At 69.4% G+C, this 15,561-nt stretch carries 16 protein-coding genes and 1 pseudogene; 8 read left to right on the top strand and 9 right to left on the bottom strand.

Going from position 1 to position 15,561, the window contains the following annotated elements:
- Nucleotide 1 precedes the first annotated feature (1 nt).
- Nucleotides 2-1,384, bottom strand: a complete 1,383-nt coding sequence (locus tag ACZ53N_RS10000) for a glycine--tRNA ligase (RefSeq protein WP_130877664.1) — start codon at nt 1,382-1,384, stop codon at nt 2-4.
- A gap of 154 nt (nt 1,385-1,538) precedes the next feature.
- Here ACZ53N_RS10000 and ACZ53N_RS09995 point away from each other — a divergent pair, with 154 nt between their 5' ends.
- The 4 genes from ACZ53N_RS09995 to ACZ53N_RS09980 all read left to right on the top strand — a co-directional run bounded on the left by ACZ53N_RS09995 (nt 1,539) and on the right by ACZ53N_RS09980 (nt 4,806).
- Entirely contained in the window at nt 1,539-2,531 is a 993-nt protein-coding gene (locus tag ACZ53N_RS09995; protein ID WP_469140421.1) for a metal ABC transporter substrate-binding protein, read from the top strand.
- Between the two features lie 26 nt (nt 2,532-2,557).
- Nucleotides 2,558-3,367: a metal ABC transporter ATP-binding protein gene (locus ACZ53N_RS09990; protein WP_469140420.1), complete on the top strand. Its 810-nt coding sequence runs from the start codon at nt 2,558-2,560 to the stop codon at nt 3,365-3,367.
- Nucleotides 3,367-4,257, top strand: a complete 891-nt coding sequence (locus tag ACZ53N_RS09985) for a metal ABC transporter permease (RefSeq protein WP_469140419.1) — start codon at nt 3,367-3,369, stop codon at nt 4,255-4,257. Before ACZ53N_RS09990 ends, ACZ53N_RS09985 begins: the two co-directional genes overlap by 1 nt.
- A 129-nt stretch (nt 4,258-4,386) precedes the next feature.
- Nucleotides 4,387-4,806, top strand: a complete 420-nt coding sequence (locus ACZ53N_RS09980) for a Fur family transcriptional regulator (RefSeq protein ID WP_130877668.1) — start codon at nt 4,387-4,389, stop codon at nt 4,804-4,806.
- A 75-nt stretch (nt 4,807-4,881) separates the two neighbouring features.
- Here ACZ53N_RS09980 and ACZ53N_RS09975 read toward each other — a convergent pair whose 3' ends face one another.
- The 5 genes and pseudogenes from ACZ53N_RS09975 to leuA all read right to left on the bottom strand — a co-directional run bounded on the left by ACZ53N_RS09975 (nt 4,882) and on the right by leuA (nt 9,562).
- Complete coding sequence (locus tag ACZ53N_RS09975; protein ID WP_365370703.1) at nt 4,882-5,718, bottom strand: isoprenyl transferase; 837 nt, start codon at nt 5,716-5,718, stop codon at nt 4,882-4,884.
- Between the two features lie 26 nt (nt 5,719-5,744).
- Nucleotides 5,745-6,491 (bottom strand): DNA repair protein RecO, encoded by a 747-nt coding sequence (gene recO / locus ACZ53N_RS09970; protein ID WP_469140418.1) that lies wholly within the window; start codon nt 6,489-6,491, stop codon nt 5,745-5,747.
- Nucleotides 6,492-6,502: 11 nt separating this feature from the next.
- Nucleotides 6,503-6,619: pseudogene (locus ACZ53N_RS09965) on the bottom strand (DNA repair protein RecO); the annotation flags it as partial.
- 198 nt (nt 6,620-6,817) lie between these two features.
- A complete protein-coding gene (locus ACZ53N_RS09960; RefSeq protein WP_469140528.1) occupies nt 6,818-7,555 on the bottom strand; it encodes a TerB family tellurite resistance protein in 738 nt (245 codons plus the stop codon).
- Between the two features lie 243 nt (nt 7,556-7,798).
- A complete protein-coding gene (leuA, locus tag ACZ53N_RS09955) occupies nt 7,799-9,562 on the bottom strand; it encodes a 2-isopropylmalate synthase (RefSeq protein ID WP_469140417.1) in 1,764 nt (587 codons plus the stop codon).
- Between the two features lie 327 nt (nt 9,563-9,889).
- Here leuA and ACZ53N_RS09950 point away from each other — a divergent pair, with 327 nt between their 5' ends.
- Nucleotides 9,890-10,948, top strand: coding sequence for a M4 family metallopeptidase (locus ACZ53N_RS09950; protein ID WP_469140416.1), 1,059 nt, complete (start codon nt 9,890-9,892; stop codon nt 10,946-10,948).
- Between the two features lie 49 nt (nt 10,949-10,997).
- Entirely contained in the window at nt 10,998-11,270 is a 273-nt protein-coding gene (locus tag ACZ53N_RS09945) for a protealysin inhibitor emfourin (RefSeq protein ID WP_469140415.1), read from the top strand.
- Nucleotides 11,271-11,285: 15 nt separating this feature from the next.
- Here ACZ53N_RS09945 and era read toward each other — a convergent pair whose 3' ends face one another.
- From era to ACZ53N_RS09930, 3 genes are read right to left on the bottom strand one after another with little or no spacing between them, the layout of a single operon-like run.
- On the bottom strand, nt 11,286-12,227 hold the full coding sequence (gene era, locus ACZ53N_RS09940; RefSeq protein ID WP_469140414.1) for a GTPase Era: 942 nt from the start codon (nt 12,225-12,227) through the stop codon (nt 11,286-11,288).
- A 48-nt stretch (nt 12,228-12,275) separates the two neighbouring features.
- The gene (locus ACZ53N_RS09935) at nt 12,276-12,629 is read right to left on the bottom strand and encodes a cytidine deaminase (protein WP_469140413.1); all 354 of its coding nucleotides are present in this window, start codon (nt 12,627-12,629) and stop codon (nt 12,276-12,278) included.
- 53 nt (nt 12,630-12,682) lie between these two features.
- A complete protein-coding gene (locus ACZ53N_RS09930) occupies nt 12,683-13,204 on the bottom strand; it encodes a hypothetical protein (RefSeq protein ID WP_469140412.1) in 522 nt (173 codons plus the stop codon).
- A gap of 505 nt (nt 13,205-13,709) precedes the next feature.
- Here ACZ53N_RS09930 and ACZ53N_RS09925 point away from each other — a divergent pair.
- Nucleotides 13,710-14,030, top strand: a complete 321-nt coding sequence (locus ACZ53N_RS09925; protein ID WP_469140411.1) for a hypothetical protein — start codon at nt 13,710-13,712, stop codon at nt 14,028-14,030.
- A complete protein-coding gene (locus ACZ53N_RS09920) occupies nt 14,030-15,385 on the top strand; it encodes a hypothetical protein (protein ID WP_469140410.1) in 1,356 nt (451 codons plus the stop codon). Before ACZ53N_RS09925 ends, ACZ53N_RS09920 begins: the two co-directional genes overlap by 1 nt.
- The last annotated feature ends 176 nt before the right edge of the window (nt 15,386-15,561 follow it).

Genomic DNA, 15,561 nt, shown 5'->3' with positions numbered 1-15,561 from the left:
TTCAGCAGCCGAGCAGCCGCGCGCCCAGGTAGGCCTCGATCTGGTCGAGCGACACCCGCTCCTGCTTCATCGTGTCGCGCTCGCGCACGGTCACGGCGTTGTCGTCGAGGGTGTCGAAGTCGACGGTCACACAGAACGGGGTACCGATCTCGTCCTGACGGCGGTAGCGGCGGCCGATGGCGCCGGCATCGTCGAACTCGATGTTCCAGTTCTTCCGCAGGTCCGTCGCGAGGCCCTTGGCCTTGGGGGACAGCTGCGGGTTGCGGGACAGCGGCAGGACCGCGACCTTCACCGGGGCGAGGCGCGGGTCGAGGCGCATGACGGTGCGCTTCTCCATGACGCCCTTGGCGTTGGGCGCCTCGTCCTCGTTGTACGCGTCGAGCATGAAGGCGAGCATGGCGCGGTTGAGACCGGCCGCCGGCTCGATGACGTACGGGAAGTAGCGCTCGCCGGCCTCCTGGTCGAAGTACGACAGGTCCTGGCCGGAGCCCTTCGAGTGCGCCTTGAGGTCGAAGTCGGTGCGGTTGGCCACACCCTCCAGCTCCGAGAACTCCGAACCGCCGAAGTTGAAGCGGTACTCGATGTCGACGGTGCGCTTCGAGTAGTGGGAGAGCTTCTCAGCGGCGTGCTCGTACCACCGCATGTTCTCCTCGCGCATGCCGAGGCCGGTGTACCAGTTCCAGCGCTGCGCCATCCAGTACTCGTGCCACTCCTCGTCCTCACCCGGCTTGACGAAGAACTCCATCTCCATCTGCTCGAACTCGCGGGTGCGGAAGATGAAGTTGCCCGGCGTGATCTCGTTGCGGAAGGACTTGCCGGTCTGGGCGATGCCGAACGGCGGCTTCTTGCGCGAGGTCAGCTGCACCTGGCTGAAGTTGGTGAAGATGCCCTGCGCGGTCTCGGGGCGCAGGTAGGTGACCGAACCGGTGTCCTGGGTCGGGCCGAGGTGCGTGGCCAGCAGGCCGGAGAACTGCTTGGGCTCGGTGAAGGCGCCCTTGTTGCCACAGTTCGGGCAGTTGAGGTCGGCGAGGCCGTTCGCGGGCAGCTTGTTGTGCTTGGCCTCGTACGCCTCCTCCAGGTGGTCCGCGCGGTAGCGCTTGTGGCAGGAGGTGCACTCGGTCAGCGGGTCCGAGAAGGTGGCGACGTGACCGGACGCCTCCCACACCTCACGGGCCAGGATCACCGACGAGTCGAGGCCGACGACGTCGTCGCGCGAGGTGACCATGGAGCGCCACCACTGGCGCTTGATGTTCTCCTTGAGCTCCACGCCGAGGGGTCCGTAATCCCAGGCGGCACGCTGGCCGCCGTAGATCTCACTGCACGGATAGACAAAGCCACGGCGCTTGCTCAGGCTGACGATGGTGTCGATCTTGTCGGCGGCCACGGTGCTCTCTTCATTGCGACGACGAACAGCGAATGCTTCAGGTTACCGGCGGCGCCACCCCCCTAATCAAATCGGCACTGGCCTGGGCTTCACCCGGCCCCCCGAGCGAGCCTCTAGTTGACAATCGTTTCCACTTTTGTTGAAAATGAGTGTCATGAACGTACGCCCGACCTCTCCCCGATCCGCCCGATCCGCCCGAATAACCACCGGCGCGATCGCCGCGATCGCCGCCCTCGGGCTGCTCTCCCTCACCGCCTGCTCCTCGGAGACGGACGGAAAAAATTCGGAGGGCAAGCTCAAGGTGGTGGCGTCGTTCTACCCCATGGAGTTCCTGGCCAGGGAGATCGGCGGCGATCACGTCAGCGTCTCCGCCCTGACCAAGCCCGGCACCGAGCCCCACGATCTGGAGCTCACCCCCAAGCAGACCGCCTCCCTCGACGAGGCGGGCGCGATCGTCTACCTCAAGGGCCTCCAGCCCGCCGTCGACAAGGCGATCAAGCAGTCCAGCGCCAAGCACGTCGCCGACGCCGCCTCCCTCACCGAGCTGGAGGAGCACGGCGACGAGGTCGACGGCCACGACCACGGGTCCGAGGGCGGGCACGAGAGTCACGAGCACCGGCACGAGGGCGGCGACCCGCACATCTGGCTCGACCCGGTGAAGTACGCCGAGGTCGCCAAGGGGGTCGCCAAGACCCTCACCGAGGCCGACCCCGACCACAAGGCGGACTTCGAGAAGAACGCCGACGCGCTGGCGCATAAGCTGGACGGGCTGCACAAGAAGTTCGAGGCGGGTCTGAAGAACCGGGCCTCCGACACCTTCATCTCCACGCACGCCGCCTTCGGCTACCTCGCCGAGCGTTACGGCCTCACCGAGGAGGCCGTGAACGGCCTCGACCCGGAGTCCGAGCCCAGCGCGGCCCGCATGAAGGACCTCCACGAGGTCGCCGAGAAGCACCACGTCTCGACGATCTTCTTCGAGACCCTCGCCGACCCGAAGACGGCGAAGACCCTGGCCTCGGACCTGGGGCTGAAGACGGACGTGCTCGACCCGCTCGAGGGGATCACGGACAAGTCCAAGGGCGACGACTACTTCGAGGTCATGGAGTCCAACCTCGCCGCCCTGCGGAAGGCACTCGGCACCAAGTGAGTCAGACGAACCCGGCGGAGGCCGACATGACCGGATCGAAGCGCCCGGAGGCAAGCCGAGGGCGTGAAGGGGCGGAGCCCGTCATAGCGCTGCGCGGGGCCACGGCCTCGCTCGGTTCCCGTCCCGTGCTGCGCGGCGTGGACCTCACCGTGCGGCGCGGCGAGGTCGTCGCGCTGCTCGGCGCCAACGGTTCCGGCAAGTCCACGGCCGTCCGGGCCATCGTCGGCCAGGTGCCGCTCACCGGCGGCGAACTGGAGCTGTTCGGCACCCCCAAGCGCCGCTTCCGCGACTGGGCTCGCCTCGGGTACGTACCGCAGCGCACCACCGCTGCCAGCGGGGTCCCGGCGACCGTGCGCGAGGTCGTCGCCGCCGGGCGGCTGGCCCGTACGAAGCTGGGCCCGACCCGCAAGGCCGACCGGGAGGCCGTGGTCCGGGCCCTGGAGCTGGTCGGCATGGCCGACCGGCTCCAGGACTCCGTGAACGCGCTCTCCGGCGGCCAGCACCAGCGGGTGCTCATCGCCCGCGCGCTGGCCGGCGAACCCGAGCTGCTGATCATGGACGAGCCGATGGCCGGCGTCGACCTGGCCAGCCAGGAGGTCCTCGCGAGCGCCCTGCGCGAGCAGGTCTCCCGGGGCGCCACCGTGCTGCTCGTCCTGCACGAGCTGGGCGCCCTGGAGCCGCTCATCGACCGGGCCGTCGTGCTCCGCGACGGTTGTGTCGTCCACGACGGCCCGCCGCCGGAAGCCGTGGGCCAGCACGCGCTGCCCGGCCACGACCATGTCCACCCGCACGCCGACCCGGCTGCCGAACCGATCCGGACGGGGTTGCTCACCTGATGGACATCCTGAATCCCGCCTTCATGCAGCGGGCGCTGCTCGCCGCCCTGCTGGTCGGCATCACCGCCCCCGCCATCGGCATCTACCTCGTCCAGCGCCGCCAGGCGCTGATGGGCGACGGCATCGGCCATGTCGCCCTCACCGGCGTCGGCCTCGGCTTCCTGCTCAACACCAGCCCGGTGTGGGTGGCCACCGCCGTGTGCGTGGTCGGCGCCGTGGTCATGGAGCTGATCCGCTCCTCCGGCAAGGCGCGCGGCGACATCGCGCTCGCCATGCTCTTCTACGGCGGCATGGCCGGCGGCGTCATGCTGATGCACCTGTCCGGCGGCTCCAACGCCAACCTCATCAGCTACCTCTTCGGCTCGATCACCACCGTCGCGCAGGAGGACATCGTCGCGATCTGCGTGCTGGCCGCCTTCGTGATCCTCACCACGGTGGGGCTGCGCAAGCAGCTGTTCGCCATCTGCCAGGACGAGGAGTTCGCCCGCGTCACCGGGCTGCCCGTGCGGCTGTTGAACCTGCTGGTCGCGGTCACCGCCGCGCTGACCGTCACCGTCGCGATGCGTGTGGTCGGCCTGCTGCTGGTGAGCGCCCTGATGGTGATCCCGGTGGCGGCCTCGCAGGCCATCGCCCGCAGCTTCGCGACCACCTTCGCGCTGGCCGTCGCCATCGGCGTCCTGGTGACCGTCTCCGGGACCGCCACCTCGTACTACGTGGACGTGCCCTCGGGCGCGACCATCGTGCTGCTCGCGATCGGCGTCTTCCTGGTCCTGACCGCGCTCGCCGCGCCACTGGCCCGCAAACGGGCCAGGCGCGTTGCCGACGCCGAGAAGCACTGCACACTGGACGTGCCGGGCACCCCCGCGGACGACGTACGGGTGGAGGCCTGACGGGGCCCGCCCGCGGCCGCCCGCAGGGGGCCGGGGACGCGCAGTCGTACGGGGGATGACGCCGGGCCTGGCACAATTGGCCGGGCACTACGTACGGATGCGTGTTCAGGCGAGCTTGAGGAGGCAACTGTGGCGACCGCGGGTCCCCCGGTACGCGGCCGGTCCACCAAGCAGCGGGCCGCTGTCGCGGCGGCGCTCGACGAGGTGGACGAGTTCCGCAGCGCGCAAGAGCTCCACGACATGCTCAAGCACCGCGGCGACTCGGTCGGTCTGACCACCGTCTACCGCACGCTGCAGTCCCTCGCCGACGCCGGCGAGGTCGATGTGCTGCGCACGAGCGAGGGCGAGGCGGTCTACCGCCGTTGCTCCAGTGGGCACCACCACCACCTGGTCTGCCGGGTGTGCGGCAAGGCCGTCGAGGTCGAGGGCCCGGCCGTGGAGAAGTGGGCGGACTCCATCGCCGCCGACCACGGCTTCGTCGACGTGGCCCACACCATCGAGATCTTCGGCACCTGCGGGGACTGCGCCGCCGCGCGCTCCCGAAGCTGACGCAAAAGCTGACGAATACTGCTCCGGGCGTCGGCCGACGCCCGGAGCAGTGTCATGTCCGCACCGGCGAGGGGCTCACGCCTTCGACGCGGGGTCCTTGGCGAGCTCGTCCTCGTTCGGGATCGCGCCGCCGAAGCGGCGGTCGCGCTGCGCGTACTCCAGGCAGGCGCGCCACAGATCACGGCGGTCGAAGTCCGGCCAGAGGACGTCCTGGAAGACCATCTCGGCGTAAGCGCTCTGCCAGATCAGGTAGTTGGACGTGCGCTGCTCACCGGAGGGCCGTACGAAGAGGTCCACATCCGGCATGTCCGGGTAGTAGAGGTACTTGGCGAACGTCTTCTCGTTCACCTTCGACGGGTCCAGCCGGCCCGCCGCGATGTCCCGGCCGATCGCCGCCGCCGCGTCCGCGATCTCCGCGCGACCGCCGTAGTTGACGCAGAAGTACATGGTCATGGCGTCGTTGTTCTTGGTCTGCTCCTGGGCGACCTGGAGCTCCTCGACCACCGACTTCCACAGCTTCGGCATCCGGCCGGTCCACCGCACCCGGATACCCAGTTCGTCCATCTCGTCGCGGCGGCGGCGGATGACGTCCCGGTTGAAGTTCATCAGGAAGCGCACCTCTTCGGGCGAGCGCTTCCAGTTCTCGGTGGAGAAGGCGTACAGGGAGAGGTTCTTGACGCCCATCTCCAGGCAGCCCTTGAGCACGTCCATGACGACGCCCTCGCCGACCTTGTGCCCCTCGGTGCGCGGCAGCCCGCGCTCCTTCGCCCAGCGGCCGTTGCCGTCCATGACGATCGCCACGTGGTTGGGGACCAGCTCGCCCGGGATCTTCGGCGGCCGCGCCCCGGACGGGTGTGGCTCAGGGGTGAGGTACTCGCGTCGGGAACGGCCCAGAATCCCGCGTCGTGCCATGCGTGCCACTTCTCCTCGATACCAAGTTACTTTTCCACGTAGCGCAGGGAGCGAAGCCCCCGCTCCAGGTGCCAGTGCAGATACGCGGCCACCAGGCCGCTGCCCTCCCGGACATGGCGCGGCTCGCACGCGTCCGCCGTCGCCCAGTCCCCGGTCAGCAACGCGCCGAGGAGTTCGATCGACTCCGAGGAGGGTACGACGCTTCCGGCCACTCGGCACTCCCCGCAGACGACCCCGCCGGCCGCGACCGAGAAGAATCGGTTCGGCCCGGGCATACCGCACTTCGCGCACGCCTCGAAGCTGGGCGCGTAGCCGTTGACGGCGAGGGAGCGCAGCAGGAAGGCGTCCAGGATGAGGTGCGGCGCGTGCTCGCCCGCGGCGAGCGTCCGCAGCCCCCCGACCAGCAGCAGATACTGCTGCACGGCGGGCTCGCCCTCGTGGTCGGTGAACCGCTCGGCGGTCTCCAGCATGGCGGTGCCGGCGGTGTAGCGGGCGTAGTCGGTGACGATCCCGCCACCGTACGCGGCGATGGTCTCGCTCTGCGTGCACAAGGGCAGCCCGCGCCCGACGAGCTCGCTGCCGCGCGCGAAGAACTGCACGTCGACATGCGAGAACGGCTCCAGCCGCGCCCCGAACTTCGACTTGGTCCGCCGCACGCCACGGGCTACCGCGCGTACGCGACCGTGACCGCGGGTGAGCAGAGTGATGATGCGATCCGCTTCGCCGAGCTTTTGCGTGCGCAGCACGATGCCGTCGTCGCGGAAGAGACTCATCGCCCACCCCCACGGACACCCGGCCGGGGGTACGGGGGTCGCCCCCCGGAAGAACACAGCATGATGCGATCCGCTTCGCCGAGCTTCTGCGTGCGCAGCACGATGCCGTCGTCGCGGAAGAGACTCATGGATCCATTGTCCCGTACGGGCGGGGCGGCTCGGGCCGGGGGCGCCTCCGGCGGACTTCTCCCCTGCCCTCCCCTTCCCGAACCGTGGGCGGGCCCCCGGCCCCCGTTGTCCTCGAGCGCCGGACGGGCTGAAAAAGTCCGTCCGGCGCTTGAGGACAAAAGCACTGCAGCCCGTCCGGCGCTTGAGGACGAAACAAACTACGTCGGCATCCGCGCCGCTGCCAGCAGGCGATCCGTGTCTTCCGGGCAGATCAGCAACGCCCGCCCCACCGTCGCCAGAACCTCCCGCTCAGCCGGCCGGTACGGGCCGTCCGCCAGGGCGATACGGGCGCCCTGGAGCAGGATCGCCTCGCGCCCGGCAGGGGCGAGGTGCGGGGCCAGTGGTTCCAGTGCCTCGTGGAGCTCGATGGCCAGAGCCGTGCCGCACGGGTCGAAGCCGCCCCGTCCTCCCCCGGCGCCGGCCGGGAACGCGCCGCCGGCGAACATGCCGGGCAGCCGCCCCGTGTCCGCGGCGAGTGCCTCGATCAGGGTGATCAGCTGTTCCTCACTGCAGTCGGCGAAGCCCGCCGCGCGCACCGCGCCGACGGCGGCCCTGCGGACCGTGCGTGCCTCGGTGCCGCCCGCGGCGAGGACGGCGAGGGCCACGGTGTGCACGGCGTCGCGGAGCATCGCGGAGAAGCGGGTGGTGGTGGGGTGGTCGAGGACGTCCATGCCGAACCGGGCGTGGCAGGCCGCGCACTCGACGATCGGCCCGACGGGGCCGCGCGGCAGCAGGGGCACCCCGAAGGCGACGAGGCGGCGGTGGCCCGTGCGGCGCCGGTAGTTGCGGTCACCGCCACAGCCGGGGCAGAAGAACTCGCCGTCCCCGACGGTGCGCCATACGGTGCGTACGCCCACCACACACCGATCCGGGCTGTGTCGGCCTTGCGCGTGCATCACGGCGCACCTCCATAACGCCACGGCCTCGTCGCCGCGTTGACGTGATGTTAGCCACATCGGTGATGCCCGTCAGCACCTCCTGCGGGGGGTCTTCGGGCAAGAGCAGGCCGAACATGCCACCGAGTCCATCAGAACCGGTGGTTTCGGCGGCTCTTGATTGACGACGGCATGACGGAGGCCCGGCACCATATCGGTGCCGGGCCTCCGTCCGGAAAAGATCAGGCCGGGATCAGGCCAAGGTCACTTCCGGTAGGCACGGTTGACCGCGGAGACGACGGCCTTGATCGAGGCACGGGTGGTGTTGGGGTCGATGCCGATGCCCCACAGCACCACGCCGTCGATCACGCACTCGATGTACGAGGCGGCCTGGGCGCTGGCGCCCTCGCTCATCGTGTGCTCGGAGTAGTCCAGCAGACGGGCGTCGACGCCGACCGAGCCGAGCGCGTCGAAGAACGCGGAGATCGGGCCGTTGCCCGTACCCGTCAGCACGGTGTCCCGGCCGTCCAGGACGGCCTCGACGGTCAGCGAGTCGACGCCGTCGCCGGCCGTCGAGGTCTGGGTGTCGCGCAGGGCGATACGGCCCCACGGGTTCTCCGGCGTGGGCAGGTACTCGTCCTGGAAGACCGACCAGATCTGCTGCGGGGTGACCTCGCCACCCTCGGCGTCGGTCTTGGCCTGGATGGTGCGGGAGAACTCGATCTGCATCCGGCGCGGCAGGTCCAGCTTGTGGTCGTTCTTCAGGACGTAGGCGATACCGCCCTTGCCGGACTGCGAGTTGACGCGGATGACGGCCTCGTAGCTGCGGCCGACGTCCTTGGGGTCGATGGGCAGGTACGGCACGGCCCACTCGATGTCGTCCACGGTCTTGCCCTGGGCGGCCGCGTCGGCCTCCATGGCGTCGAAGCCCTTCTTGATGGCGTCCTGGTGGGAGCCGGAGAAGGCGGTGTAGACCAGGTCGCCCGCGTAGGGGTGGCGCGGGTGGACCTCCATCTGGTTGCAGTACTCGGAGGTGCGACGGATCTCGTCGATCTGCGAGAAGTCGATCTGCGGGTCCACGCCCTGGCTGAACAGGTTCATGCCCAGGGTGACCAGGTCGACGTTGCCGGTCCGCTCGCCCTGCCCGAACAGACAGCCCTCGATCCGGTCCGCCCCGGCCATGATCGCCAGCTCGGCGGCGGCGACGGCCGTGCCCCGGTCGTTGTGCGGGTGCGCCGACAGGCATACGAATTCGCGCCGCGACAGGTTCCGCGACATCCACTCGAAGCGGTCGGCGTGGGTGGAGGGGGTCGACCGCTCCACGGTGGCCGGCAGATTGAGGATGATCTCGCGGCCCGCCTCGGGCTGCCAGACGTCCATGACGCCCTCGCAGACCTCCAGGGCGAAGTCCAGCTCCGTGTCGGTGAAGATCTCCGGGCTGTACTGGTAGCCGAACGCGGTCCCGTCGCCGAGGATCTTCTCGGCGTACTCCATGACCAGCCGGGTGCCGTCCACGGCGATCTGCTTGACCTGCTCCCGCGAGCCCCGGAAGACGACGCGGCGGAAGACGGGCGCGGTGGCGTTGTACAGATGCACGGTCGCGCGGTGCGCACCGCGCAGCGATTCGACGGTCCGCTCGATCAGCTCTTCGCGCGCCTGGGTCAGGACGGAGATCGTCACGTCCTCGGGGATCGCGCCCTCTTCGATGATCGACCGCACGAAGTCGAAGTCGGTGGCCCCGGAGGAGGGGAAGCCGACCTCGATCTCCTTGTAGCCCATGCGGACCAGCAGGTCGAACATCTCGCGCTTGCGGGCCGGCGACATCGGGTCGATCAGCGCCTGGTTCCCGTCCCGCAGATCGGTGGAGAGCCAGCGGGGGGCGGCGGTGACGCGGTTGTCCGGCCAGGTGCGGTCGGGGATGTCCACGGCCTCGTAGCGGCCGTACTTGTGGATCGGCATCCCGGACGGCTTCTGGGTCACGGTGGCCGCGGTGACGGGCGTGGGCCTGCCGACGGAAATCTCGGTCATCTGCGTAGGGCTCCTCATGTGTCCGCTGCAACGAGCGGCCGACGGGGGGCGGGATGGCGCACCACCGAACTCCGCGGGGAGGGGGTCGGCCTACGACTTACAGACCCTCGCCGCGGCAGCTAAGAAGAAGCAGCCCGTAACGCATGATGCACAGCACACTAACCGAGATGGCCGGTCCCGGCAGGCCCCGTATCAGCATGCGGGATGCGCCGCGTGCCGCGGACGGGATCCGGAAGGCGTGCCACCCAAAAGGAGCCCAACCACTCGATTTCATTAATCATGACCGCAAGGAGTGACACGACGGAAACCCAGTGCCACATTCAGGCCATGGACGTCACACCTCACAAGGTCTTCTGCACCATCGTTCCGCCGCACGTGCTGGACAAGCTCGCGCAGTCCGAGGACGAGCGGCTCTCCGGGCCCGCGCGGCGCACTCTGGAACACGACTCCCTCCAGCGCACCCGCCGCCGGATCACCGCCCTGCGCGGTGTCGCGGCCCCGCTCGGCACCCCCTCCGACACCCCGCAGCGCACGATCTTCGACGCCGGGCACCAGGAGACGATCCCGGGCCGGAAGGTGCACTCCGAGGGCGACCAGCCGACCCAGGACGCCACGGTCAACCGCGCGCACGCGGGGCTCGGCGCGACGTTCGACCTGTTCCTCAAGGTCTACGGCCGGCACTCCATCGACGACGCCGGGCTGCCGCTGAACGCGACGGTCCACTACGGCGAGAACTACGACAACGCCTTCTGGGACGGCGAGCGGATGGTCTTCGGGGACGGGGACAACGACCTCTTCCTCGACTTCACCATCCCCGTCGACGTCATCGGCCACGAGCTGACCCACGGCGTCGTCCAGCACACGGCCAACCTGGAGTACTACGGCCAGTCGGGCGCGCTGAACGAGTCCGTCGCGGACGTCTTCGGCTCGCTCATCAAGCAGTACGCCCTCGGGCAGACCGCCGACCAGGCCGACTGGCTGATCGGGGCGGGCCTGCTGGGCCCCAATGTCGACCGCGGTGAGGCCCTGCGCTCGATGAAGGCGCCCGGCACCGCCTATGACGACGACGTCCTCGGTAAGGACCCGCAGCCCGCCACCATGAAGGACTACGTACGCACCTCACGCGACAACGGCGGCGTGCACATCAATTCCGGCATCCCCAACCACGCCTTCTATCTCCTGGCCACCGCCCTCGGCGGGCACGCTTGGGAGCGGGCGGGCCACATCTGGTACGACACGCTGACCGGTGGCGAGCTGGCCTCGGACGCCGACTTCAAGGACTTCGCGCGGCTGACCGTGGAGGCGGCGCGGGCCCGGTTCGGCGAGGGGGGCGAACTCGAGGCCGTTCTCAAGGCCTGGGGACAGGTGGGGGTCCCCACCTCGTAGAGACGATCCCCGCCCCGTAGAGACGAGCGGACGGGGTAAGGATGGCGTTATGCGGATTGCCATCACCCGTACCGGCGGTTTCGCCGGTATCGAGCGCCGGGCCGAGCTGGACACGACCGGCCGGCCCGACGCGACCCATGTCAAGGCCCTGGCCCACCGCGCGCTCGGCACGGGCCCCGAAGGGTGTGCCACCGCGCGCGGTGTGCCGGACGGCTTCCACTACGAGATCACGGTGGACAGCCGTACGATCCACTGCGCCGACCCGCACCTCACGCCGGAGCAGCGGGAGCTGATTCAGCTGGTGCTGAAGGAAGGCGCGTAACGCGTGGGATGAGAGTCAGAAGCCGAGCTTCCGCAGCTGCTTGGGGTCCCGCTGCCAGTCCTTGGCGACCTTGACGTGCAGGTCGAGGTAGACCGGCGTACCGAGCAGGGCCTCGATGTGCTTGCGGGACTTCATGCCGACCTCCTTCAAGCGCGCGCCCTTGGGGCCGATGATGATGCCCTTCTGGCTCGGCCGCTCGATGTAGACGTTGGCGTGGATGTCGAGCAGCGGCTTGTTCTCCGGCCGGTCCTCGCGCGGGAGCATCTCCTCCACCACGACGGCGATGGAGTGCGGCAGCTCGTCCCGCACGCCCTCCAGCGCGGCCTCGCGGATCAGCTCGGCGACCATGACCATCTCGGGCTCGTCGGTGAGGTCGCCCTCGGGGTAGAGCGGCGGGCTCTCCGGGAGCAGCGGGGCGATGAGGTCGGCCAGCAGCGAGACCTGCTTGTCGCCCACCGCCGAGACGGGGACGATCTCGGCCCACTCGAAGCCGAGCTCCACGGCGAGCTGGTCGATCGCGATGAGCTGCTCGGCGAGCTGCTTGGAGTCGACCAGGTCCGTCTTGGTGACGATGGCGATCTTCGGGGTCTTCTTGATCCCCGCGAGCTCCTTGGCGATGAACTTGTCGCCGGGGCCGAGCTTCTGGTCGGCGGGCAGGCAGAAGCCGATCACGTCGACCTCGGCCCAGGTGGTCCGCACGACGTCGTTGAGGCGCTCGCCGAGCAGCGTGCGGGGCTTGTGCAGCCCGGGAGTGTCGACGAGGACGAGCTGGGCGTCGGGGCGGTGCACGATGCCGCGCACGGTGTGGCGGGTGGTCTGCGGCCGGTTGGAGGTGATCGCGACCTTCGTCCCCACCAGTGCGTTGGTCAGGGTCGACTTGCCCGCGTTGGGGCGGCCGACGAAGCACGCGAAGCCCGCGCGGTGAGGGGCCTGGGAGGGGGAGGCAGCACTGTCCATACTCGGTATTCTCCCCGATCCCCGGCCCCCCGCCGACCAGCGGCCCGGCTACCCCGCGGTGAGGGCGGCGCGCACGGTCCCGTCCGGGCCCGCGAGGAGCACGGGCGTCGCGGGCCCGCCCAGGTCCCGGACGGCCGCGCGGTCCGCTTCGGAGGCGGCCTCGGCCTCGGAGACGACGACGGCGGCCTCCAGCGACTTCGCGCCACTGGCCACGGCCATCGCGACGGCGGTGGCCAGGGCGCTGAGCTTCAACGAGTCGAGGTCGACGGTCCCGGCGACGTACGTCCGGCCGTTCTCGTCGCGCACGGCGGCGCCCTCGGCCACGGCGTTACGGGCGCGCGTGGATCGGGCGAGCGTGATCAGCTTGCGGTCTTCGGGGTCCAGCGTGGCGTTGTCCGTCATACGGCGGAGCATATTGAACGGGGAGCCGGCCCCGGTCGCCGGGCCGGGACGCCTTACGGGCGCGCGGCCTTCTCCGCCTTCTTCACCTTCTCGACGACCTTGGCGAGCGCGTCCTCGAAGCTGGAGCTGTCGGCCGTGCTGAAGCTGGTCCGCACGACGGTCACGACCGTCGCGCCGACCCGGGCGGCCGCGATGTCGTGCTGCATGCTGGCCTCGTTCGCGGTCTCCGCGACGGTCACCCGGACGGCGCGCGACTCGTCGCCGGTCCTGGGGACATCCAGTCGCTCGGCCGTGAAGTCGGCCCTGCGGTCGTCGCCGAGCTTGCCGCTGAAGCTGTCGCAGGCGTCGACGTCCAGCGTGCCCCGCATGATCTTCATGGCGTCGGACTCGCGGTAGGAGGTGACGCCGTTGACCAGCATGGAGCCGGCGTCGCCGCCCTGGACCAGCTCGGCCATGGCGTGGGCCTCCGGCTTCGGGCCGTCGCTCCGGCCGACGAAGGCGTCGAGCAGCGGCTGGCACGGCTTCTTCTCCGTCGTGCCGATCCGCAGCAGCCCCGGGCCGACAGCGGCTGGCACGGCTTCTTCTCCGTCGTGCCGATCCGCAGCAGCCCCGGGCCGAAGGCGTCGCTCACGTCGCCCATGACCTTCCAACCGGAGGGCAGGTCCTTGGCGGTGAGCACAGCGGCCTTCGCCTGCTCGCGGGTGAGGGGCTCGGCCTTCGGCGTCCCGTTCGCCTGACCGTTCGCGGCCTCGCGCGTCGCCGCCGGCCGGCTCCCGTCGTCGGTGGGTCTCTCCCGGCCGGGCGCCCCGCCGCAGGCGGAGACGAGCAGCAGGGCCGAGGCGGCGGCGAGGGCGGCGGATGCGCCACGGCGCGGGTGGTGACGCACAGGGATTCCTTGAGGTGAGCGGAGGGAAGCGGGCCCGCAAGAGTAAACCGGGCGTCACGGAGGCGGTGCCGGCAGCCTCGGACGCGGCCGGGCGGTCCGCGCCCCCAATCAGGGCGACCGAGAATCCCCACGATCGCGGACCGCACCCTTGGCTAGTCTGCCGAACGGACAGACGAATGAGGGGGAGATGTGCGATGTACGGACTAGGGGGCTATGGGGTCAAGCCGCCCACGCCGAAGAGCGTGGCGGCGAGGTTCCAGGAACAGAGCGCCAATGGGCAGAGCAGCATCAGGCTCGACGACCCCGCGACCGCCGGAGAGGCCCACTCCGGCTGGGCGGTGGCAGCACCGAACGCCGCGTGCGTGAAGGCGTGGCGCCACCGACTGCACGAGCTGGGCGCGTCCGCCCGGACCGCCGCCGGAGCCATCACGGAGTCCATGGACGACTACGTCGGCGTGGACACCTCCATAGCCGAGACGCTGCGCAAGGGCGCCGACGCACTGGAAGGCGCCTGATGGTTTCCGTTCCGGACCTGCACAGCGCACAGCCTCGCCTGTGGCGGGAGGCCGCGGACGACGCACTGCGCGCGGCCAAGTACTCCGAGGAGATCGGCATCGCGGCCCGCGACGACGTGGCTCGCACCCTCCAGCAGTGCTGGGTGGGCGACACAGGCGAGAAGGCTCGTAGAGTCTTCGTCAAACACGCCGACGACTTCGAAGCAGCGGGCCTGTCGCTCCGGGCCCTGACCAAGGTGTACGACAACCTGGCCGACGCCATCGAGGCCGCCCAGCGGGATCTGAACAGCGCCCTCGACTACGCGCGCTCCCACGAACTCCACGTCGACGACAGCGGCCGGGTTGCGCCGACCAAACCCGTCGTCACACCCCCGGGCGGTGACGACACGCTTACGCAACAACTCCGGCACGTCCAAGACATCATCACCGACGCCCTGGGCAAGGCGACGACAGCCGACAACGCCGCAGCGGCCGCACTCCGCGCCATCAGCAACCTGACGGACATCAAAAACCCGGAGCTCGTCAAACAGGCGCTCAAGGACGGCAGCCCGCTCAATATCGCGCTGCGACTGACCGCCGGCTCGGGCGGCCTGCATCCCGTCAACGTATCGGCCGCGCAACTGGCGGCAGTGGACCGTGCTTCCCGCGAGACGGGGATGAGTAAGACTCTGCTTCTGGCCATTCTCTGGCAGGAGCAGCAGTGGTACCAAAATTTCGACAAGGACGGGCGTGGCTTCCTGCCGAGTGCCGGGCGGGTCTTCAACTGGTCTCTGGAAGAGACCGTCAAGCCGGACAAGTCGCTTGGTATCACGCATATGAAGCTGAAGACCGCCCGTCAGGTCATTGGTAATCACCAGGACGAGTTCACCGTGCAAGGCACTTATCTGGGCCGTCTCAGTGACGCTGAACTCACGAAGTACATCGAGGAGAACCCGAACGAAGACGTCAGGCTGAGCGCCTACCATCTCCAGGACCTCAGGAAGAACCCCTACGGATCCGGGACGGACAAGCAGCTGTTCATCCTCTACGCTGCCGACACACCCCAGGTTCGTGAGGCCAACGAAAAATATGGCGACGACTCAGATGAACGCGGTGGGGCCATCCGCCACCGCGCGAAGAACTGGGACGCATTGATGCCCCACATCGAGGACGCCCAGCGCTGGGAGGCTCTCACCGATGAGCAGCGACGCGAAGCACTCAAGCATCTGGAAAGCCAGACGCCTCAAGGGCACCACGTGAGCCTCGACCCGATATACGAGGTGGGCGGTGGGCCTTCGAGCGGCACCGGGTCAGGCGCTCCCGAGCCCGGCACCCCTTCTCCGGCTCCCGGCCCCGCCCCGACTCCGCCCAGGTGACAGCTGATCCATGAAAAACTCCATTCGCGTATGGCTCGCCGTGGCGACAGCCGTTCTTCTCACCTCCTGCGGAGGAGGGAAGGACGGCGGCGGTCCGCCACCACCGACACCTATGCCCAGCAACGTGCCTGCGGCGCCTCGGTTCACCACGGCTGACGACATCGTGGGTGCCCTCG

It is taken from the genome of Streptomyces sp. NPDC033229 (genome assembly GCF_055576875.1).
The sequence above is the reverse complement of the archived record's forward strand: the minus strand, read 5'-3'. Positions and strand labels throughout refer to the sequence as shown.

What these genes read in the sequence shown, in the direction of transcription:
- ACZ53N_RS09995 (WP_469140421.1), top strand. Translation starts at nt 1,539, where the DNA reads ATGAACGTACGCCCGACCTCTCCCCGATCCGCCCGATCCGCCCGAATA.
- ACZ53N_RS09960 (WP_469140528.1), bottom strand. Translation starts at nt 7,555, where the DNA reads ATGCACGCGCAAGGCCGACACAGCCCGGATCGGTGTGTGGTGGGCGTA.
- leuA (WP_469140417.1), bottom strand. Translation starts at nt 9,562, where the DNA reads ATGACCGAGATTTCCGTCGGCAGGCCCACGCCCGTCACCGCGGCCACC.
- era (WP_469140414.1), bottom strand. Translation starts at nt 12,227, where the DNA reads ATGGACAGTGCTGCCTCCCCCTCCCAGGCCCCTCACCGCGCGGGCTTC.
- ACZ53N_RS09975 (WP_365370703.1), bottom strand. Translation starts at nt 5,718, where the DNA reads ATGGCACGACGCGGGATTCTGGGCCGTTCCCGACGCGAGTACCTCACC.
- ACZ53N_RS09990 (WP_469140420.1), top strand. Translation starts at nt 2,558, where the DNA reads ATGACCGGATCGAAGCGCCCGGAGGCAAGCCGAGGGCGTGAAGGGGCG.
- recO (WP_469140418.1), bottom strand. Translation starts at nt 6,491, where the DNA reads ATGAGTCTCTTCCGCGACGACGGCATCGTGCTGCGCACGCAAAAGCTC.
- ACZ53N_RS09950 (WP_469140416.1), top strand. Translation starts at nt 9,890, where the DNA reads ATGGACGTCACACCTCACAAGGTCTTCTGCACCATCGTTCCGCCGCAC.
- ACZ53N_RS09935 (WP_469140413.1), bottom strand. Translation starts at nt 12,629, where the DNA reads ATGACGGACAACGCCACGCTGGACCCCGAAGACCGCAAGCTGATCACG.
- ACZ53N_RS09945 (WP_469140415.1), top strand. Translation starts at nt 10,998, where the DNA reads ATGCGGATTGCCATCACCCGTACCGGCGGTTTCGCCGGTATCGAGCGC.
- ACZ53N_RS09985 (WP_469140419.1), top strand. Translation starts at nt 3,367, where the DNA reads ATGGACATCCTGAATCCCGCCTTCATGCAGCGGGCGCTGCTCGCCGCC.
- ACZ53N_RS09925 (WP_469140411.1), top strand. Translation starts at nt 13,710, where the DNA reads ATGTACGGACTAGGGGGCTATGGGGTCAAGCCGCCCACGCCGAAGAGC.
- ACZ53N_RS09920 (WP_469140410.1), top strand. Translation starts at nt 14,030, where the DNA reads ATGGTTTCCGTTCCGGACCTGCACAGCGCACAGCCTCGCCTGTGGCGG.